Genomic DNA, 19,653 nt, shown 5'->3' on the forward strand with positions numbered 1-19,653 from the left:
ACGTCCGAGACGTGCCAACCATTCGTCGACGACTATTGGCCGCGTTTCTCCTGGGTGTCGTCGCAATGCTCATACCCCTCGGAGCCGCCGATGCACTCCTCGCACGCCTGCTCGTCGCCTTCGTGGTCGCCGGTCTCGCCTTCGCGGTGCCGCTGCTGGCGCACCTGCTCGGCCACGACGCGCCCGCGACCCGACTGAAGGTCGAGGGCCGCGATGGCGACCGCGCGTGGTACGACGTCGTCGTCATCGTCGTCGGCCTGGCCAGCCTCACCGGCGTCGCCATCCTGCTCATCGGCGGCTCGGCCTCCGGCTCGGCCCAGGTCATCGACGCCGTCATCGGCCTGCTCAGCGTCGCCGTGGGGTGGCTGTGCGTGCACACCATCTACCTGCTGCGGTACACCCGGCTGTACTACTCCAGCGACGATCCCCCGATCGACTTCAACCAGAAGGAGGACCCTGCGTTCTCCGACTTCGCCTACTTCTCCTTCGGGCTCGGCATGGCCTATCAGGTGTCGGACACGGCCCTGCGGACCACCGAGGTGCGACGCGTCGTCCTCGGGCACACCATGCTCGCGTATCTCTACGGCACGGTTGTCATCGCCGCTGCGATCAACCTCGTCGCAGGCCTCGGCGGTATCTAGCCCGGCCGCACCGGCCCTCGCCGTCAGGTCGTCGAGCCAGCCCCCGCGGCCGATCCTGCGGCCTGACTGGCGGACCCGTGCTGGATCGACTCGAGCAACGCCGAGCAGAACTGGGGCAGGTCGTCAGGCTTGCGGCTCGTCGTGAGGTTGCCGTCCTGGACGACCCTCTCGTCGACCCAGTCGCCACCCGCATTGCGGATGTCCGTCCTGAGGCTGGGCCACGACGTGAGGCGGCGCCCCGCCACGACGTCGGCCTCGACGAGCATCCACGGCGCGTGACAGATGGCCGCGAGCGGCTTGCCGGAGGCGACGAACTCCTTGACGAGGGCCACCGCCTGCTGGTCCTGACGCAGGGCGTCCGGGTTCGCGACGCCGCCGGGGAGGACGAGCGCGTCGAAGTCGCCGACCCGGGCATCGGGGACCGTCAGGTCGACCTGCTGCGTGTCCCCCTTGTCGAGGTGGTTGAACATCTGGACCGAGCCCGCCTTCGGGCTGACGAGGACCGCCTCGTGCCCGGCGTCGGTGACCGCCTTCCACGGCTCGGTCAGCTCGATCTGCTCGACCCCTTCGGCGGCGACGAGGAACGCGACCTTCTTGGACATCGGCTGGGCCCTTTCGGTGAGTGGACGCCATCGCAGGGCGTCGCTGGGTGCTGGTCACGCGCCCTTACCCCACCGACCGCGGAGGTCACGCGGCCAGGAGAGCCAGCTCAGCGGCATACGGCCTAAGGGTGTGCGGCCAGCCGCGACTCCTCGTCACGGATCCACAGGCCAACGAGGCCCTGGAAGTGCGCCATGAAGCGGTCCCGCTCGTGCTCGGGATAGGTGAGGTCCACCGTCGTGCGCAGCAGCTGGTGGAACCCCTCGCCCCGGAACCACTCGAGGGCGGCCGCGTCGAAGTGCGCCAGGTACCGCGCGCACCACTCGGTGTAGGCCGCCGTCTCGAAGTACTCGTCGGCGATCGCGAGGTAGGCGTCGAGCTTCTCCTCGTCACTGAGGTCCTTGCGGTCGCCCACGTCGAAGTACCGCCGGGTCTCGAGCCCGATGGACCTGGAGCGGCGGCCGGTGACGACGCAGTACGCCGACCAGCGCACGAGCGCCTTGATGGCCCACGGGAAGTAGTAGTGCAACGACGTGACGGCCACGTCGGGACACGCGTTCGCGTAGTCGATGGGATAGACCTCGTCGCCCTTGACGAGCATCTCGCAGGAGTTGAACTCCCAGCTGAACATGGCGTTGACGATCCGGCTGATGGCCGCCGTCTCGTGCCCGGCGCGCGGACTGAGGAAGCCGTGGCTGACGGCGTAGCGGTTGTGCATCGGCTCGTCCGGCCGGAAGTTCATCACCATCGTCTCCGGGCCGATGGACAGGGCCCTGGCGAAGACGTCGTACTCGATCGTCGCCTGCAGGTGCATGAGCATCTCACCGGATGCGTCGTAGGCGGAGATGAGGTCCTGCTCGTCGTCGACCCGGGAGACGCCCCGCCAGCCGCCGCCGTCGAAGGGCTTCATGTAGAGCGGGTAGCCGAGGTTGCTCGCGATCTCCTTGAGGTCGAACGGACGGTTGTACCTCGCGCTCGTGTAGGCCCAGCGGACGTTGTCGACCGGGTTCTTGTAGGGGACGAGCACGGTCTGCGGAACCTTGAGCCCCAGGCGCATGAGGGCGCAGTAGGCGCTGTGCTTCTCCATCGACTGGAAGGTGAACGGACTGTTGAGCAGGTAGGTGTCGTTGACGAGGGCGGCCTTCTTGAGCCACTCGCGCGGGTGGTAGTACCAATGCGCAAGGCGGTCGATGACGAGCTCGGTCCGGACCGGCTGGCGCAGGTCGAACGGCTCGATCGTCAGTCGCTCGGACGCCAGCTCATGCGTGACGCCGTCCTCGGTCGTGATCGGCCCCACCAGCCCGAGCAACGCCTCGAAGGCCGTCGGCCAGTCCTCCTCCGCGCCGAGGAGGAGCCCGATGAGGTGCGTGCGCGTCGTCGCCATGGGGCCGATCCTTGCAGGAATGTCGCGTGGCGTGGGGGCTTCCGACTGCCCGGCTCCCCCGGCGCACCCTTACCAGTGGAGTGCCTGCTCGACAGGCAGCTGCATCCATCGAGCGGGACCAACGCGCAGGACCTCGGTGGCACGCCACCTCGGCTGCTCGCCCCGCCTTGCGCAGGACCAAGCGTGTCGGCTGGCGAGCTTGGGCGCCAGTGGTTTCGGTGTGTCGCCCGTAGAGCCGGAGCATGCCGTATGCCGCTGTGCCCGCCGCCGCTCCACGGTGCACACTCGCTGGTGTGGAGTTCACCAGCAGCCGCTTCGCGGCCATCGAGTCGGCGCTCGAGCCCGTCCTCGGTCCTGGGATGGTCGACGAGCCGGTCGCGTGGTCGGGCCCGCGCTCATGGTGGGCCGGACCGCTCGACGTCGAAGGACTCGCCGCCGCGAGCGTGACGCTGGTCCTGCGCGCCGCCTCCGTCCTCGCGCAGGAACGTGGGCGTCCGATCCGGCTGGGCACTGCGGCAGACCGTGTCGCGGGAGCATTCGGCTCCCTCGCCCACCTCCGGGTGGACGGGCGCGCCCCCCGGCCCTGGGCGCCCATGTCGGGTTGGTTCGAGACGTCCGATGGGTGGATTCGGCTGCACGCCAACTACTCCCACCACGCCGCCGCCCTGTCGCGATCGCTCGCCGTGCAGGACCGCGGCGAGCTCGAGCACGTTCTTCGCCGCATGGACTCGATGGAGGCGGAGCGCCGAGTGCGGATGGGGGGCGGGATTGCCGGGGCGATGCGAGCGGTGGACGAGTGGCGCGCCTCGCCCATGGCCACGGCGCTCGAAGGGACCCCGTGGATCGCCTTCCACCGCGGCGGCGAGGCGCGACCCCTCGCGCCGACGACCGGCCTGCCGCTCAGCGGGATCCGGGTGCTCGACCTGACCCGGGTGCTGGCGGGACCCACCTGCACCCAGCTGCTGGCGCTCCTCGGCGCAGACGTGCTCCGGCTCGACCGTCCCGACCGGCCCGAGGACCTGGACACCTATGTCGCCACCGGTGCCGGGAAGCGCTCGGCCCTGGCCGACCTCCGTCTCGAGGACTCAGCCCACCGGGTTCGTGAGCTCCTCGAGGGCGCCGACGTGCTCGTGACGGGCTATCGTCCAGGAGCTCTGGCCGGCGTCGGTCTGGACGATGCCACAATCCGCTCTCGGCACCCGCATCTCGTCCACGTCAGCCTCTCGGCGTGGGGCGATACCGGCCCCTGGGCGCTCGATCGGGGCTTCGACAGCATCGTCCAGGCAGTGTCGGGGATCGGGCACCGCTACGGGTCGAGCGATGCCACCGGGCGATTCACGCCGGGAGCGCTACCGGTGCAGGCGCTCGACGTCGCGGTTGGCTTCGGCATGGCGGCGGCCGTCCTCGCGCTGCTCGTGACCCGGCCGCGGCTGGGAGCCCGAAGCGCCCACCTGTCCCTGGCTCGCACCGCGGCCCTCCTGCTCGACGCCGGACCAGATCCGGCGGCCCGGCCCCGGGCCCTGGACGTCCGGACGGTCGAGACGTCGACGCCGTACGGCCGGCTCAGCCGCGCTGTGTCGCCGGCCACCCTCGACGGCTCACCGCTACCCCTTCCAGCACCGGGCGAGTACGGCACCGCAGGCCTCACGTGGCTCTGACCCCAGCGGGCCGGGGATCAGGCCGTTGTCGGGCGCTTGCGGAGCCGATACCACTGCGGCTTCGTCCGCTTCAGCGGCCCTGGCATGCCGCTCGTGTCCGCGGGGTCGACGGAGAGGAGGTCCCACCCGGAGAAGGCGGCCTCGACGTCTGCCCGCGTGACGCCGCGCGGAACGAAGGGTAGACCGGCGGGCTGGAAGCCGAGAAGGAGCACCGTGGACCCGTCGGCGGCACACGCCGTGATTCCCGCGGCCTCGGCCTGGCGTTGCGAGGCACCGAGCCCGTGGAAACAGCCGACGTCGAGGAAGAAGTCGAACCTGCCGAGGCTGGCCGGGGGAAGGTCCGTGACATCGCCCACCGTGAAGGTGGCCGATGAGCCGCCGCTGGCCCGGGCCGCGTCCACGGCGCGAGCGACGTTGTCGACCCCCACGGCCTCCCACCCGCGCCGGGCGAGGTCGTGCGTGTGCTGCCCGCGCCCGCAGCCCAGGTCGAGCGCCCGGCCGAACGGCCTTGCCCGGTCGGCCTCCTCCCGGTCGAGCAGTGCGCCGAAACTCTCGTTGGCGACCTTGCCGGCGCGCTCCCAAGGCGTGACTCCGAAGCGGTAGGCCAGTGCATAACCCGTGCTCATCCGTGCCTCCTCCATTTGCTTCGGGTGATACCCGAATGAAAGTAGGTCTAGGGTGATCCTCGATGACCGAACCTGTCAAGAGGCGGGCCTACCGCTCCACCGTGCGGGCCGAGCGGGCCCGCGCCAACCGCGAGTCGATCCTGCGCGCTGCGCGCGAGCTGTTCATCGCGAACGGCTACCCGCACACGTCCGTGGCGGCGGTCGCCGCCGAGGCGGGGGTCAGCGAGGATCTGGTCTACCTCCACTTCAAGACGAAGCGCCGGCTGCTCGTCGAGGTCCTCAACTACAGCGTCACCGGCGACGTCGAGAGTCCGCGCGTCCTGGAGCAGGAGCGACCTCAGGCCGTCCGCCAGGAACCGGACCAGCGGCGGCAGATCGCGCTCTTCGCAGCGGACATCTCCGGGCGAACGAGCCGGGCCCGCCCGATCGACGACGTCATGCAGTCAGCCGCCCTCGTCGACCCCGAGATCGCGGAGAAGCATCGCGCCATGCACCGGACCCGTCTGGCCAATCTGACCCAGCTGGTCGAGTGGATCGCGGCGCACGGACCCCTCCGCGACGGGCTCACGGTCGAGGATGCCGCGGCGACCGTGTGGGCCCTGACCGGGCCGCCGATGCACCGGCTCCTCGTCGATGAGCTTGGCTGGGACCTGGACCGGTTCACCGCCTGGGTCCGGGAGACGCTCGAGTCGACCCTCCTGCCCCCTCTGAGTCCGAGCCGGACCGACCCCGACGGACCCGACTGAGCCGGGCTGAGTGGTTCGGGCTCAGGAGGAGAGGGCCCGTACCCGTGCTCGCCGCGTGATGTCGGCGCAGTCGAGGCAGACGTCCTCTGGGACGAGCCCGAGTCGCATGAGCTGGCCGAAGAGAACGCAGCCGACGCACAGGCCGAGGAGCGACTCGAGCGCGGGAAAGACCACCATGACGACCGTGATGCCCATGACGGCGACGAGCGGGCCCTCTGCCCCCGTTGCCACGTGCAGCCCATACGCGAGCGTTGCGGTGAGGGTCAGGACCGCTCCGATCGCAGCCGCGAAGCGCTTCGGCGGCCCCGCAGTTGGGCGCGGCGCGGCCGGGACGCGCGGTCGGACCCACGCCTGGACGAGTCGGGCCACGGGGCTGCGCCGCGGCCCCAGCGTTGCGCGCAGGGTGAAGTCCACTGCGAGCAGCGCGAGGAGCCACCACTGCCCCGTGGCCAGCGTGGCGGCCGAGAGGACGAGGACGACGGCTGCAATGAGCCGGACCGTGACGTCGTCGACAATATCGGGGAACCGGGAGAGACGCATGCTTCATTATGCATTGCATAAGTCGCGCTTATGCGCAGCATCCCATCACGTGGACGAGGCCCCCCGCCCGATCGAGTGAACGACATTCGGCCCGATTCCTGTTCACTCGATTAGCGATGGGGATTGGGGATCGGCGCTGAGTCCCCCGGGATGGGCGGTCAGTCGCGCAGGACCCGGAGGGCGGCGATCGCGACCACGATGAAGAGCGCGGCCCCGAAGCCGGCCACGACGTTGAGGCTCGTCGTGAATGCACCCTGTGCGGCGGCAAGCAGCTCACGGCCGGCGGCGCCCGGAAGGGTGGAGGCTGCCTGGAGCGCGCCGGCGAGGGAGTCGAGCGCAACGGTGGTCGCGCTGGAGGCGTGCTCAGCGGCATACGGCTGAAGCTGGTCCCGGTAGACGAAGGTGGCGAGCGAACCCAGCCCCGCCACTCCCACGGCGATCCCGAACTCACCGGAGGTCTCGGACATCGACGCCACGGAGCCGGCGCGCTCGGGCGGTGCGGCCTGCATCATGACGGACATCGTCAGGGTCGACGGGAGCATGATCCCGAAGGATGCGAGCGACATGCCGAGGACGAGCAGCCCGAGTCCGGCGGTCGGCGCGATCTGGGTGTATGCGACGAGTCCGGTGGCGCAGATCCCGAGCCCCGCGGCCATGGTGCGGCCGGTGCCGAGCCTGCGGGCGATCGTCGCGGACGACGACGAGCCGAGGAGGAGTGCGACGTTGGCCGGGAGCATCCACAGACCGGCGCCGAGCGGGTCGAGTCCCGCGACGAGCTGGAGCCACTGGGTGCCGAGGAAGGAGACGCCCGCCATCACGACGCCACCGACGAGCATGACCGCGAGCGCGGTCGAAAAGGCCCGGCGACGGAAGAGCGCGAGGTCGACGAGCGGGTTCTCGATCCGACGCTGCCGCCGGACGAAGAGAACACCCATGGCGACTCCCGCGGCGACCGCGAGAGCGGCTGTGGTTGCGCTGCCACCACGCGCAACCTCCTTGAAGCCGTGGATGATCGGCAGGATCGTCGCCAGGGAGAGCCCTGCGCTGGCCAGGTCAACACTCGCGCCCGGCTGTCGCTCGGACTCCGGCAGGACGCGGTGGCCGACGACGACGAGCAGGACCATGAAGGGCACGCCGAGCAGGAACGCCGAGCCCCACCAGAAGTGCTGGAGCAGCAGCCCACCGACGAGCGGGCCGACCGCCATGCCGCCCATGAAGCAGCTGAACCAGATGCCGATGGCGGTCATCATCGACTTCTCGTCGGTGAAGATGGTGCGGATCAGCCCCATGGTCGAAGGCATCAGCGTGGCCCCGGCCACACCGAGAACGGCTCGCCAGAAGACGAGCTGTCCCGGTGACGAGGCATAGGCGGCGCAGACGCTGGCGATGCCGAAGGCGACCGCACCGATGAGCAGGAGGCGCTTGCGTCCGACCCGGTCACCGACAGCGCCCATCGTCACGAGGAATCCCGCGAGAACGAACGAGTAGATGTCGAGCATCCACAGCTGCTGCGTGGTGCTGGCGCCGAGATCGGCGGAGAGCGCCGGCAGGGCAAGGTAGAGCACGCTGACGTCCAGGCTGAGCAGCAGAGCCGTCAGGGCGAGGACGGACAGCGCGACCCATTGGCGGGTCGTCCGGCCGGTCTCGAGCGGCTTGTCGCTCGGAGCCGGGGCGAGCTCGGTGGTCGTGCTCATGGGACTTCCTCCGGTCAGGTGACGGGCGTTGGTTGCCTTTCACCTGTCCGTCGGCTGGGGAAGTCACATTTCGACACGACCACCGAGATCGCATCCGCGAGCTGTGCGCCCGAGGTCAGGTCGTCGCGCCGACGACGTCCCTCATCTCTGCGAAGTGGCACGCGCTCGGGTGGTTCGAGCCGGGCCTCGTCACGAGGGCCGGCTCCTCCGTGGCGCAGATCTCCTGAGCCTTCCAGCACCGGGTGCGGAAGCGACACCCGGACGGCGGGTTGGCCGGCGACGGCACGTCACCCTCGAGGATGATGTGGTCGCGACGCTCCCGAAGGGTCGGGTCGGGCACGGGGACCGCAGACAGGAGCGCCTGGCTGTACGGGTGCGTCGTGTGCTCGTAGATCTCGTCCTCGACGCCCGTCTCGACGATCTTGCCGAGGTACATCACCGCCACGCGATCGGCGATGTGACGCACGACAGACAGGTCGTGGGCGATGAAGATGTAGGCAAGCCCCAGCTCGTCCTGGAGCTTCTCCAGCAGGTTGACGACCTGGGCCTGGATCGACACGTCGAGGGCGCTGACCGGCTCGTCGCAGATGATGATCTCCGGGTTGAGCGCGAGCGAGCGGGCGATGCCGATGCGCTGGCGCTGACCACCGGAGAACTGGTGCGGGTAGCGGTTGATGTGGTCGGCGTTGAGGCCGACCAGGTCGATCAGCTCGCGAACCCGCGCCGTGCGGCCCTTCTTCGGCACCACCTCGGGGTGGATGTCGAAGGGCTCGCCGATGATGTCGCCCACCGTCATGCGGGGGTTGAGTGACGTGTACGGGTCCTGCATGACCATCTGGATGTTGCGGCGGACCTTGCGCATGTCTCGGGGTGAGACCGTGGACAGGTCGCGGTCCTTGAGCAGGATCTTGCCCTCGGTGGGCTGCTCGAGGCCGACGAGGAGGCGGGCCAGCGTCGACTTGCCGCAGCCTGACTCGCCGACGACACCGAGGGTCTCGCCGCGACGCAGCTGGAGGTTCACGCCGTCGACGGCGCGCACCGCTCCGATCTGCTTCTTGAAGACGATGCCCTGCGTCAACGGGTAGTGCTTGCGGAGGTCCTCAGTCGCGAGGACCACGTCACCGAACTTGCTCGGCGTCTCGGTCACAGAAGCCTCGGTCATGACTCGATGACCTCCCTCCAGTAGTGGCACGCGGCGACCCGGTCCACGTCGACGTCATAGTGCGGGGGCTCCGGCGGAACCTTGCAGTTGTCCTGGGCGAACCGGCACCGCGGGTGGAACGCACAGCCCGGCGGGATGTTCGTCAGGACCGGCGGGAGTCCCTTGATGACGGCGAGCTCCTGCCCCTTCATGTCCACGCGGGGGATCGACTCGAGCAACGCCTTGGTGTAGGGGTGGGCCGGCCGCGCGTAGATGTCGCCGACCGGCGCGTCCTCGACGACCCGTCCGGCGTACATGACCGAGATCTCGTCCGCGACGTCCGCCACCACCCCCATGTCGTGGGTGATGAGGATCAGGCTCATGTTCCGCTCGCTCTGGAGCTCGGCCAGCAGGCCCATGACCTGCGCCTGGACCGTCACGTCGAGAGCCGTGGTCGGCTCGTCGGCGATGAGGATCTCGGGCTCGAGGGCGAGAGCCATCGCGATCATGACGCGCTGACGCATGCCGCCCGAGAACTGGTGCGGGAAGTCGTTGATGCGGTCCTTGGCAGCGGGGATGCGCACGAGGTCAAGCAGCTCGATGGCCCGGGCCTTCGACGCCTGACGGGACATACCGCGGTGCTTCCGGAACAGCTCGGCGAGCTGGAACCCGACGGTGAAGACCGGGTTCAGCGCGGAGAGGGCATCCTGGAAGATCATCGCGATGTGGTTGGCCCGGACTCGTCGACGGTCCTCGTCGGAGAGCTTGAGCAGGTCCACGCCGCGGTAGAGGATCTCACCCTTGGTGATCTCCGCCGGCGGGCTGTCGAGGATGCCCATGATGGCCTGCGCCGTGACGCTCTTGCCGGAGCCGGACTCGCCGAGGATCGCCCGGGTCTGCCCTTGGTGCAGCACGAAGTTCATGCCGTTGACGGCATGAGCCCGTCCCGAGGTCGTGCGGAACTCCACGTGGAGGTCGCGCACCTCCAGCGGGGGGGCGCTCATGTCCAGCTTGGTGAGGAACCGCGCAGTCGACTCGGACTTGACGGGAGTATCGGTGGTCATCGAGTCACCGCATCTTCGGGTCGAGGGCATCGCGCAGCGCGTCACCCATGAGGATGAAGCTCAGCACGGTGCCGATGAGCAGAACCATGGGGAAGATCAGCAGCCAGGGGGCCTCCAGGAAGTAGACCTGGTGCGCCGTGATCATGATCCCCCACGACTCCTCGGGTGGCTGCAGGCCGACTCCGAGGAAGGTCAGCGTCGCCTCGGCGGCGACGAAGCTGCCGAGGGCGATCGTGGCGAGCACCGTCACGGGCGCGATCGCGTTCGGCAGGATGTGCCGCATCATGATGCGCCCGTTTCCCGCACCGAGGGACCGCGCCGCGAGGACGTAGTCGAGGTTCTTCGCGGACAGCACGGCTCCTCGCATGACGCGGGCGATCGTCGTCCAACCCAGGATGACGAGCACCATCGTGATGGTCAGGATGTTCTGCTGCTTGACCACGGTGAGGAAGACGAGCGCTCCGAGCAGGAACGGAAGCGACAGGAAGATGTCGACGATCCTCGAGATGATGGTGTCGGCCCAACCGCCGTAGAAGCCGGCGAGGAGGCCCAGGCTGCCGCCGATGAGGACGATACCCACGGTGGCGCCGATCGCGATGGTCAATGACGGCTGGGCGCCGTAGATGGCGTGCGAGTAGTAGTCGCAGCCGAGGATGTTGAACCCGAAGGGGTGTCCCGCCTGCGGCGGCTGTCGGCTCTGGGAGATGACGCAGTTGCGGGGGTCCTGGTCGGTCCACAGCGTCGGGAAGAGCGCCATGGAGCCCACCACGAGGATGTACAGCGCCGAGAGCACGAACGTCGGGTTGCGGATCAGCTGCCTGCGGGCGTCGCTCCACAAGCTCGCCGATTCGCCGGAGGCGCCCGGCCCTTCCGTTGTGGGCGGACGGGCCGTCGTCTCTTCGACGGCGGCGGTGGGTACGAGATCACTCATTGTCTGCTCCCGCTCACTCGTATCGGATGCGTGGGTCGAGAACCGCATAGAGGATGTCGACCAAGAGGTTCGCGACCAGGAAGATCAGGGCCGCGAGGGTGACGATGCCGATGACCACGCTGGCGTCGCCCGTCCTGGCGCTCTGGGCCGCGACGCGACCGATGCCGGGGACGTTGAAGATCGACTCGGTGACGACGGCGCCGCCCATGAGGACGCCGAGGTCGACGCCGAGGGAGGTGACGACCGGGATGAGCGAGTTGCGCAGCGTGTGCACGCCGGTGATCCGGCGGGGCAGCAGGCCCTTCGCCCTGGCGGTGCGCACGTAGTCCGCCCGGATGTTCTCCACCATGCTCGTCCGGGTCAGCCGGGCGGTGACCGCGAGGCTGGTGGACCCCAGCACGAGACCGGGAATGACGAGGCTCAGCCAGGGATAGTCGGGCTTGTAGCCAGCCGCGAACAGGCCCTGGGAAATGGCGTCCGGGATGCTCGGATCGGCGCGCAGCGTGTTGCCGAACTTCACGCCGACGAACTCCCGGATGACGATGCCGAGCACGAAGATCGGCACCGCGATGGCGAGCGTCGTCGAGATCTTGACGAAGTAGTCGACGAACCCGCCACTGCGAAGGCCCGCCAGGACGCCGGCGACGACACCGACCAGCGCCTCGAAGACGAAGGCGATGAGGGCCAGGCGGATGGTGTAGGGCAGGGCACTGCCGATGATGTCGGTGACCTCACGCTGCCCCACGAGGCTGATGCCGAAGTCCCACTGGGCGATGTTGGCGAGTCGATCGCCGAACAGGCCGAAGCACGGGTTGCCCTGCTGGGTGAGGCAGGGGTCGTTCAGGTTGAGGCGCTCCGAGAGCGCCTGGAGCATCGCCGGCGTAGGCGTGCGGTCGCCGAACAGCGCACGGACCGGGTTGCCGGTCAGCTGGATGCCAAGCGAGGTGATGTAGTGCAACAGGAACATCGTGCCGAGCACGGTCGGGATGAACTGGAGCACCCGCCGTATGACATATCTCCCCACGGTCGGGGCCTCCTATCGACGTGCTGGTGGCGGCGACGACCCTACTCCGGGTCGCCGCCGCCACCAAGTCTGGATTGGTTTCAGCCGGTGCGGAAGGTCACTGCTGCTTCAGCGTGATCTTTCCGTACTCAGCGTCCGAGATCTTGTTCCAGACGAACGTGTCGACGTTGGAGCTGTACAGCGCCGCCACCTTGCTGAACCACATCGGGATGACCGGCAGGTCCTCGCCGATGATGTCCTCAGCGGCCTGGTACTTGGTGATAGCGCCAGCCGTGTCAGCAGCCGAGTCACCCTCGCTCAGCAGCTTGTCGAACTCCGGGTTCGAGTACCCCGAGTTGTTGCTCGAGGCATCCGTGCCGTAGAGCGGCTTGAGGTAGGTCTCGATGACCGGGTAGTCCGGGCCCCAACCGAGGCGGAACGGACCGGTGAACTTCTTGGCGTCGGCAGTCGCGAGGTACTCGGGGAACTGGAGGTTCACCTTGATCTCGTAGTCGATGCCGAGAGCGGCCTTGATCTGGTCACCGACGGCCTGGAGCCACTGCTCGTGACCCGCACCGGCGTTCGCCCAGAGGGTGAGCTTGCCACCCTTCCAGCCGCCGGCCTCGGTGAGCAGCTGCTTGGCCTTCGCGGTGTCGACCTTGCAGTACTTGCAGACGTCGGGGCGGAAGCCCTCGAAGGTCGGCGCGACGAAGCCCGTGGCGGCCGTGAAGCGACCGTCGAACACGGCGTCGATGATCGGCTGCCGGTCGATGGCCAACGACAGGGCCTGGCGGACGCGCTTGTCCTTGAAGTTGTCGTTGTACATCGGCATGCCGACGTAGGTGAACGAGTCACCCGGGGCCTCGTACATCAGGTCGCCGTACTGAGCCTTGGCTTCCTTGTACCGAGCCGGCGGGATGGTGTACATCACGTCGATCTCGCCGGCCTGGTAGGCGGCGTAGCCGGCGTCCACGTCTGCGTAGATCTTGTACGACAGCGTGTCGGCCATGGCGTCGTTCTTGTCGCCCTTCCACGTGTCGCTACGCGTCAGCTTGACCCCGACGTTGTGCTCCCACGAGCCCTCCATCTTGTAGGGGCCGTTGCCGATCGGCTTCTCGTTGCACGCCTTGGCGTCCTTGAGGCAGGCCTCGGCGACCGGGAAGAAGCCCGAGTAGCCAAGCGTCACCGGGAACGCGGCGAAGGGCGTCTTGAGCTCGACCGTGAACTCCGTGTCGCTGACCTTCTTGAGGCCGGAGAGCTCCTTGGCCTTCGGCTCGGGCGCCGTCTTCGGGCCGTCGCCATCCGGGTCGGCCGACGACACCTCGTCGATACCCGCGATGCGGCTCATGAAGTAGGCGTTGTTCTGGGCGTTCGGCGAGTAGGCGGCGTAGTTCCACGCGCGGATGAACGCGTCAGAGTTGACCGGCTCACCGTTGTCGAAGGTGTAACCAGTCTTGAGCTTGATGGTCCAGTTCTTCTGGTCGCTGGACTCGATCGACTCGGCGAGGTCGTTCTCCTCCTTGCCGGTGTCCTTGTTGTACTTGACCAGGCCGCGGTACAGCTGGCGGATGACGAGAATCGAAGGCTCGTCGTCACCTGCGGTCGGAAGCAGGAACGCCGGCTCCGAGGCGTAGATCCGAAGATCACCACCCGGCTGCCCGCCTGCCTGCGCGCCAGTCGTCGCGCCCGGACTGGGTGACTCGCTGCTGCTGCAGGCTGCCACCACCATCATTGTCATTGCGGTTGCAACCGCGATATTCACGGACCTGCGAACCTTCATCGGCTCCTCCTTGTGAAACCCCGGGGATCTGGGGGGGTTGGGGACACACTTCCATCGGGAGGGGCGAGGAACCCAATCCAGCGGCGTCCTGTTATGGAAGCGTTGTCAACTGGGCGTCCGAATCGTGACGTGCCCATACCGGCCCAAAACCTCCTGTCCGTGCAGGTCAGGGCATCCCCAGAGCCCCGCCTAGGCTGTTCCCATGCCCCTTCACATCGGTGCCCACGTCGACCAGGAGGACCCCATCGCGGAGGCACGGGCGCGCGGTGCGACGCTCTCCCAGTTCTTCCTCGGCGACCCGCAGAGCTACAAAGGCCCGGTCGTGCGGTACGCCGGCGGCGCGGCCGCCCTCAAGGCTGATGCGGCAGCAGCCGGCATCGACCTCTACGTGCACGCCCCCTATCCGATCAACGTCGCGAGCCTCAACAACCGGATCCGGATCCCCGGTCGCAAGCTGCTCCAGCAGCACCTCCACATGGCCGCAGAGATCGGCGCCAAGGGCGTCATCGTCCACGGCGGACATCTCGGCGTGGACGAGGACGCTGCAACCGGGTTCGACAACTGGCGCAAGTGCGTCGACGGCCTCGACCTGCCCGTCCCGCTCCTCATCGAGAACACGGCGGGCGGGGACAATGCCATGGCCCGCCGGCTCGAGGCGATCGGACGGCTCTGGGACGCCATCGGCGCGGCGAGCGGCGGCGACACGGTCGGGTTCTGTCTCGACACGTGCCATGCCCATGCCGGCGGCAACGACCTGCGCACCGTCGTCGACCAGGTGCGGTCCATCACCGGTCGGATCGACCTCGTGCACGCCAACGACTCCCGCGACGCCTTCGACTCCGGCGCCGACCGGCACACGAACCTCGGCTCCGGCCACATCGACGGCGAGGCGCTGGCCGAGGTCATCCGCGCCGCTGCCGCACCGGTGGTGTGCGAGACCCCTGGCGGCCCGGAAGGGCAGTCCGCCGACATCGCGTGGCTGCGCTCGAAGGTCGACTAGCTCTTCACGACCGGGCCGCGAGAGGACTCGCATCCTGCTCCGAATGCCGGAGCAGGATGCGAGTCCGATGTTGTGTGGCCGACCGCAGCGGGTCGGCCCCAGCTCAGTCGCGGGTGCGCTTGTTGAAGGCCCGGATCGAGAGGGGGGCGAGGACGAGGGTCAGCCCGATCGACCAGAGGACCGTCGACAGGATCGGATGGTGCAGCGGCAACGCCGAGTCGGGTGCCAGCGGTGGGGCGTTGCCCCACAGCTCGCGCATCGCCCGCACGACCGAGCTGATCGGGTTCCACTCGGCGATGGTGCGAAGCCACTCAGGGTTCATGTTGGCCGCCGGGGCGAAGGTGTCCGCGAGGAAGGTCAGCGGGAAGATCGCCGTGAACATGACGCCCTGCACGGCCTCGACCGACTTCAGCGCCGAACCGGCGACGATCCCGATCCACATCATCGCGAAGCCGAACAGCAGCAGCAGCGCGTAGCCCAGGAGGCCGTCCCAGAAGCCGTTGTGGATGCGCCAACCGATGAGCAGGCCCGTCACGGACATGACGACGACGCCGATGCTCGAGTGGATGAGGCTGTAGATGCTCCGCCCGATGAGGACCGACGCCCGAGAGATCGGGAGCGAGCGGAAGCGGTCGACGATGCCCTTGTTGAGGTCGTTGGTCAGGCCGATGGCAACGATGAAGCACGAGAACGCCATCGTCTGCACCATGATCCCGGGCAGCAGCCACTCCCGGTAGTTGACCCCCGCGTTGATGGACCCGCCGAAGACGTAGGCGAAGAGCACCACGAACATGATCGGCTGGAACGTGACATCGGCGAGCATCTCCGGCATCCGCCGGATGTGCTTGAGGTTGCGCCACACATGCACGCGGACCTGCTTCGCGAGGCGGGGTGGCTGGATGGACGGACGGGGTGCTGCGCTTGCGGTCTCGGGCGCGGCCCGGACTGTGGTGTCGGTCATCAGGACCGCTCCTTCGTGTCCTGCGCGGACGCTGTGGTCTCATCGGAATCGGCGTCCTCCGCACGGTGACCCGTGAGGTGCAGGAAGACGTCGTCGAGGCTGGGGCGCTTCAGGCCGAGGTCGTCGAGCACGATCTCGGAGCCGTCGAAGACGCTCGCGATGCGGGTGACGTCGGCGAGGCCGTCGGCCGGGGCGGTCAGCTGGCGGGCGCCCTCGTCGACGTGGACCTCCCGGACGTGCGAGGCCAGCAGGCCGCGGGCCGACTCGAGCTGCTCGGCGCGCGACACCGTGACGACCAGTGCCGCCTTGCCGGACCGGTCCTTGAGCTCGAGCGGGGTGCCTTCGGCGATGATCCGCCCGCGGTCGATGACGACGATCCGGTCGGCGAGCTGGTCGGCCTCCTCGAGGTACTGGGTCGTGAGGAGCAGCGTGGTGCCGTCTGTGACGAGCTCACGAAGCACCTCCCAGAGCTCCACCCGGCTGCGCGGGTCGAGCCCGGTGGTCGGTTCATCGAGGAAGAGCACGTGCGGGGCGGCGATGAGCGAGACCGCCAGGTCGAGCCGCCGGCGCATGCCGCCGGAGTAGTCCTTGACGACCTTGTCGCCTGCATTGCCGAGCGAGAAGCGCTCGAGCAGCTCGTCGGTCAACGCGCGGATCGCGCTCCTGGACAGGCCGTAGAGCGACCCCATGAGCAGGATGTTCTCGCGACCGGTGAGGAACTCGTCGACGGTCGCCGCCTGTCCCGTCAGGCCCATTGAGTGTCGAACCGCGTCGGGGTCCGTGATGACGTCGTGGCCGGCCACCCGGGCGGTCCCGCTCGTCGGTTGGCTCAGGGTCGTCATCATGCGGACCGTCGTCGTCTTGCCCGCTCCGTTGGGCCCGAGCAGTCCGAGGACGGTCCCCTGCGGCACCGAGAAGCTGACGTCGTCGACGGCGACGAAGTCACCGAACCGCTTGACGAGATGCTCTGCCTCGATCGCCGGCCCGGTGAACTGCTCTCGCGCCGGCCGGGCGCGCGTGGTGATGGTCATGGGTCCTTCCCTGTCTGTGGAGGATGGGCATTGGACGCTACGGGCAGACCCTGACAGCCACCTCTGACAGCGCTCGATCGCCTCCCAGCAAGCCTAGGCGAGGTGTGCACAGCGTCAACATTTTTTTCGGACGTGGGCGGGTCCGGACCGCCCCCGCATCCGGCGCCCGGTCAGACGACCTCTAGGCGGCGAGGAGCACGGCGCCTCCGCCCGCGGGGACAGCCCTCGTGGAGACGGCGCTCGTGGAGACAGCGCCGGCACCATCGATGGCTCGCGCGTGCGCGCCCCGGCGCGAGGCGAGGTCGAGCACTCGCGCCTCCGTGGACGCCGCGTCCGTCAGGTCGCGCAGCTCCACATGAGCCGCGCCGACGAGCCCGACGATGGTCGCATCCAAGGCACCGCAGACGGCGGCGAGGATCTCGGACGACGGCTCCTTGAGCCCGCGCTCGATCTCGGACAGGTAGGCCATCGAGATGCCGGCTTCAGCCGCGACCTCGGCCAGCGTCCGTCCCTGGTGCTGCCGCATGCGACGCAGCAGGCGGCCATAGACCTCGCGGAGGAGCGGTTGGACCCTGCGCACCCTCGGACGCGGCCGCGACTCGGGCGTGGATCGCGTCGTTGCCGGGTTCATCGAGGGGCTCATCGGGGTCTCCGTTCGGTCGTCCGGTCCAGCGTCGCACGGCGGCCGCCGAGGTGCAGGTGACTTTCGCCTACGGCGAAACGCTGGACTGTGCCTCGGCTGCCCGCTCGATGACGTGGTCGACGATCCCGAACTCGACAGCCTGCTCCGCGGTGAGGACCTTGTCCCGGTCCGTGTCGGCACGCAGCTGCGCGATCGACCTCCCGGTGTGCCGGCTCAGGACCTCCTCGACCTGGGACCGCACGCGGAGGAGCTCGTCCGCCTGCAGGGCCAGGTCGGAGACCGTGCCCTGGCCACCCGTCGACGGCTGGTGGAGCAGGACCCGCGAATGCCGCAGGGCGAAGCGCCGGCCCTTCTCCCCCGCGGCGAGCAGCACGGCCGCCGCGGAGGCCGCCTGACCGAGGCAGTACGTCGCCACCGGCGCCGGCACGAACTGCATCGTGTCGTAGATCGCCATGAGGGCCGTGAAGGACCCACCCGGACTGTTGACGTAGAGCGAGAGCTCCCGTTCCGGCGCGACGTCTGCGAGGTGGAGCAGCTGCGCCATGACCACGTTGGCGACACCGTCGTCGATCTCGGTGCCCACGAAGATGATCCGTTCCTGGAGCAGCCGGCTGTAGATGTCGAAGCTCCGCTCGCCGGCGGGGGTCCGCTCGATGACATAGGGAATCGTGTAGCTGCTCACCTCAGACCCACCCTTCGCACGGCGGGAGCCGGCCTGACGTCGTCGAGCGACGCGACGACGTGGTCGACGATCCCGTACGCCTTCGCCTCCTCGGCACTGAACCACCGGTCCCGCTCACTGTCGGCGGTGATCTGCTCGACCGTCTGACCGGTGTGCTGTGACTGGAGCTCGTTGACGCGGCGCTTCATCGTCTTGAGGTTGTTGGCCTGCACCTCGACGTCCGCGGCCGTCCCCTGGATGCCGGCCGAGGGCTGGTGCATCATGATCCGCGCGTTCGGCAGGGCGAACCGCTTGCCCGGCGTCCCGGCCCCGAGGAGGAACTGGCCCATGGAGGCCGCGAATCCCACTGCCAGAGTGGAGACGTCGTTCGGGATGACGCGCATCGTGTCATAGATGGCGAGGCCGGCGGTGACTGAGCCACCCGGGCTGTTGATGTAGAGGCTGATGTCGGCTCGCGCGTCACGGGCGGACAGCAGGAGGAGCTGGGCGGTGATCCGGTTCGCGATCGGGTCGTCCACCTCGGCCCCGAGGACGATGATGCGCTCGGCGAGCAGCTGCATGGCGAGCTGCTCGTCGAGCATCACGGGTGCTCTGGTCTCTGTCGTCATGAAACCAGCGTCCGACACCGCCGGCGCCGGTGCGATGTCTATCTGCCGCAGGCGGATTCGCCACAGGCGAAGAACCTTCCTGCCGTATGCCGCTGAGCTCGCTCGCGACGCCCGTGCCGTTGCAGCCCTCCCACCCGAGGCAACCCGTCGGTAACGTGACGGGCACATGGAAGCGAGCCCAGCGGCATACGGCATCGGCTCGGGAAAGGGTGGACGGATGGAAACCGACGTCGTCGTCGTGGGGGCCGGGCTGGCCGGCCTCGTCGCCACCGCGGAGCTCGCCGACGCTGGGAAGCGGGTCGTGCTCGTCGACCAAGAGGGTGAGCAATCCCTTGGGGGACAGGCATTCTGGAGTTTCGGCGGGCTCTTCCTGGTCGACAGCCCCGAGCAGCGACGGATGGGCATCCGCGACAGCCTCGAGCTCGCGACGCAGGACTGGATGGGCAGCGCGGCCTTCGACCGTGAGGAGGACCTGTGGCCGCGGCGGTGGGCGGAGGCCTATCTCAACTTCGCCGCGGGCGAGAAGCGGTCCTGGCTCCACCAGCAGGGACACCGCCTCTTTCCGGTCGTCGGCTGGGCCGAGCGAGGGGACGGCCGCGCGGATGGTCACGGCAACTCGGTGCCGCGCTTCCACATCACGTGGGGCACCGGTCCCGGCCTCGTCGAGCCCTTCCTGCGGCGGGTGCGCGAGGGCGTCGCGAGAGGACGGGTGACCCTCGCCTCACGGCGCCGCGTCGACGAGCTGATCGCCACGACAGGCACGGTCACCGGCGTGCGTGGCCGGGTGCTGGCGCCCGACGACGCTCCGCGCGGGAAGGCGACGAACCGCGACGAGGTCGGTGACTTCGAGATCACCGCGCAGGCCGTCATCGTCACGAGCGGCGGCATCGGCGGCAACCACGACCTGGTCCGGCGCGTCT

20 protein-coding genes are annotated in these 19,653 nt (G+C 68.7%); 5 read left to right on the top strand and 15 right to left on the bottom strand.

Going from position 1 to position 19,653, the window contains the following annotated elements; all coding sequences use genetic code 11:
* The first annotated feature begins 11 nt into the window (after positions 1 to 11).
* A complete protein-coding gene (locus ABF401_RS00340) occupies positions 12 to 641 on the top strand; it encodes a DUF1345 domain-containing protein (protein ID WP_353507528.1) in 630 nt (209 codons plus the stop codon).
* 23 nt (positions 642 to 664) lie between these two features.
* Here ABF401_RS00340 and ABF401_RS00345 read toward each other — a convergent pair whose 3' ends face one another.
* Both ABF401_RS00345 and ABF401_RS00350 read right to left on the bottom strand, forming a co-directional pair.
* Positions 665 to 1,243: a type 1 glutamine amidotransferase domain-containing protein gene (locus tag ABF401_RS00345; protein ID WP_353507529.1), complete on the bottom strand. Its 579-nt coding sequence runs from the start codon at positions 1,241 to 1,243 to the stop codon at positions 665 to 667.
* A 122-nt stretch (positions 1,244 to 1,365) separates the two neighbouring features.
* On the bottom strand, positions 1,366 to 2,625 hold the full coding sequence (locus tag ABF401_RS00350) for an ATP-grasp domain-containing protein (protein WP_353507530.1): 1,260 nt from the start codon (positions 2,623 to 2,625) through the stop codon (positions 1,366 to 1,368).
* Between the two features lie 293 nt (positions 2,626 to 2,918).
* Here ABF401_RS00350 and ABF401_RS00355 point away from each other — a divergent pair, with 293 nt between their 5' ends.
* A complete protein-coding gene (locus ABF401_RS00355) occupies positions 2,919 to 4,283 on the top strand; it encodes a CoA transferase (protein ID WP_353507531.1) in 1,365 nt (454 codons plus the stop codon).
* A gap of 17 nt (positions 4,284 to 4,300) precedes the next feature.
* Here ABF401_RS00355 and ABF401_RS00360 read toward each other — a convergent pair whose 3' ends face one another.
* Positions 4,301 to 4,909 carry a class I SAM-dependent methyltransferase gene (locus tag ABF401_RS00360; RefSeq protein WP_353507532.1) on the bottom strand — a complete coding sequence of 203 codons (609 nt, stop codon included), beginning with the start codon at positions 4,907 to 4,909 and terminating at the stop codon, positions 4,301 to 4,303.
* A gap of 62 nt (positions 4,910 to 4,971) precedes the next feature.
* Here ABF401_RS00360 and ABF401_RS00365 point away from each other — a divergent pair, with 62 nt between their 5' ends.
* Positions 4,972 to 5,655, top strand: a complete 684-nt coding sequence (locus ABF401_RS00365) for a TetR/AcrR family transcriptional regulator (RefSeq protein ID WP_353507533.1) — start codon at positions 4,972 to 4,974, stop codon at positions 5,653 to 5,655.
* 21 nt (positions 5,656 to 5,676) lie between these two features.
* Here ABF401_RS00365 and ABF401_RS00370 read toward each other — a convergent pair whose 3' ends face one another.
* The 7 genes from ABF401_RS00370 to ABF401_RS00400 all read right to left on the bottom strand — a co-directional run bounded on the left by ABF401_RS00370 (position 5,677) and on the right by ABF401_RS00400 (position 13,757).
* A complete protein-coding gene (locus ABF401_RS00370) occupies positions 5,677 to 6,195 on the bottom strand; it encodes a DUF4395 domain-containing protein (RefSeq protein ID WP_353507534.1) in 519 nt (172 codons plus the stop codon).
* Positions 6,196 to 6,353: 158 nt separating this feature from the next.
* Positions 6,354 to 7,889, bottom strand: a complete 1,536-nt coding sequence (locus ABF401_RS00375) for an MFS transporter (protein ID WP_353507535.1) — start codon at positions 7,887 to 7,889, stop codon at positions 6,354 to 6,356.
* 115 nt (positions 7,890 to 8,004) lie between these two features.
* Complete coding sequence (locus tag ABF401_RS00380; RefSeq protein WP_353507537.1) at positions 8,005 to 9,051, bottom strand: ABC transporter ATP-binding protein; 1,047 nt, start codon at positions 9,049 to 9,051, stop codon at positions 8,005 to 8,007.
* Positions 9,048 to 10,094, bottom strand: a complete 1,047-nt coding sequence (locus ABF401_RS00385; RefSeq protein WP_353507538.1) for an ABC transporter ATP-binding protein — start codon at positions 10,092 to 10,094, stop codon at positions 9,048 to 9,050. Before ABF401_RS00385 ends, ABF401_RS00380 begins: the two co-directional genes overlap by 4 nt.
* A 4-nt stretch (positions 10,095 to 10,098) precedes the next feature.
* Positions 10,099 to 11,025: an ABC transporter permease gene (locus ABF401_RS00390; RefSeq protein WP_353507539.1), complete on the bottom strand. Its 927-nt coding sequence runs from the start codon at positions 11,023 to 11,025 to the stop codon at positions 10,099 to 10,101.
* Between the two features lie 13 nt (positions 11,026 to 11,038).
* A complete protein-coding gene (locus ABF401_RS00395) occupies positions 11,039 to 12,025 on the bottom strand; it encodes an ABC transporter permease (protein ID WP_353507540.1) in 987 nt (328 codons plus the stop codon).
* Positions 12,026 to 12,146: 121 nt separating this feature from the next.
* On the bottom strand, positions 12,147 to 13,757 hold the full coding sequence (locus tag ABF401_RS00400) for a peptide ABC transporter substrate-binding protein (RefSeq protein ID WP_353507546.1): 1,611 nt from the start codon (positions 13,755 to 13,757) through the stop codon (positions 12,147 to 12,149).
* Positions 13,758 to 14,010: 253 nt separating this feature from the next.
* Here ABF401_RS00400 and ABF401_RS00405 point away from each other — a divergent pair, with 253 nt between their 5' ends.
* Positions 14,011 to 14,808: a deoxyribonuclease IV gene (locus ABF401_RS00405; RefSeq protein ID WP_353507541.1), complete on the top strand. Its 798-nt coding sequence runs from the start codon at positions 14,011 to 14,013 to the stop codon at positions 14,806 to 14,808.
* Positions 14,809 to 14,911: 103 nt separating this feature from the next.
* On the opposite strand, the gene ABF401_RS00410 is transcribed toward ABF401_RS00405, so the two are convergent.
* The 5 genes from ABF401_RS00410 to ABF401_RS00430 form a co-directional block, all read right to left on the bottom strand.
* Positions 14,912 to 15,769, bottom strand: a complete 858-nt coding sequence (locus tag ABF401_RS00410; RefSeq protein WP_353507542.1) for an ABC transporter permease — start codon at positions 15,767 to 15,769, stop codon at positions 14,912 to 14,914.
* Positions 15,769 to 16,800, bottom strand: a complete 1,032-nt coding sequence (locus tag ABF401_RS00415; protein WP_353507543.1) for an ATP-binding cassette domain-containing protein — start codon at positions 16,798 to 16,800, stop codon at positions 15,769 to 15,771. The genes ABF401_RS00410 and ABF401_RS00415 overlap by 1 nt, the downstream gene beginning before the upstream one ends.
* Before the next feature lie 181 nt (positions 16,801 to 16,981).
* Positions 16,982 to 17,443 carry a helix-turn-helix domain-containing protein gene (locus ABF401_RS00420; protein ID WP_502908173.1) on the bottom strand — a complete coding sequence of 154 codons (462 nt, stop codon included), beginning with the start codon at positions 17,441 to 17,443 and terminating at the stop codon, positions 16,982 to 16,984.
* Positions 17,444 to 17,510: 67 nt separating this feature from the next.
* Positions 17,511 to 18,125 carry a ClpP family protease gene (locus ABF401_RS00425; RefSeq protein ID WP_353507544.1) on the bottom strand — a complete coding sequence of 205 codons (615 nt, stop codon included), beginning with the start codon at positions 18,123 to 18,125 and terminating at the stop codon, positions 17,511 to 17,513.
* Positions 18,122 to 18,733 (bottom strand): ATP-dependent Clp protease proteolytic subunit, encoded by a 612-nt coding sequence (locus ABF401_RS00430; protein WP_353507545.1) that lies wholly within the window; start codon positions 18,731 to 18,733, stop codon positions 18,122 to 18,124. The genes ABF401_RS00425 and ABF401_RS00430 overlap by 4 nt, the downstream gene beginning before the upstream one ends.
* Before the next feature lie 217 nt (positions 18,734 to 18,950).
* On the opposite strand from ABF401_RS00430, the gene ABF401_RS00435 reads away from it, so the two are divergent.
* Positions 18,951 to 19,653, top strand: a 703-nt coding sequence (locus tag ABF401_RS00435; RefSeq protein WP_353507548.1) for an FAD-binding protein, incomplete at its 3' end; no start/stop codon positions are given.

It is taken from the genome of Intrasporangium sp. (assembly GCF_040414665.1).
Lineage (GTDB): Bacteria > Actinomycetota > Actinomycetes > Actinomycetales > Dermatophilaceae > Intrasporangium.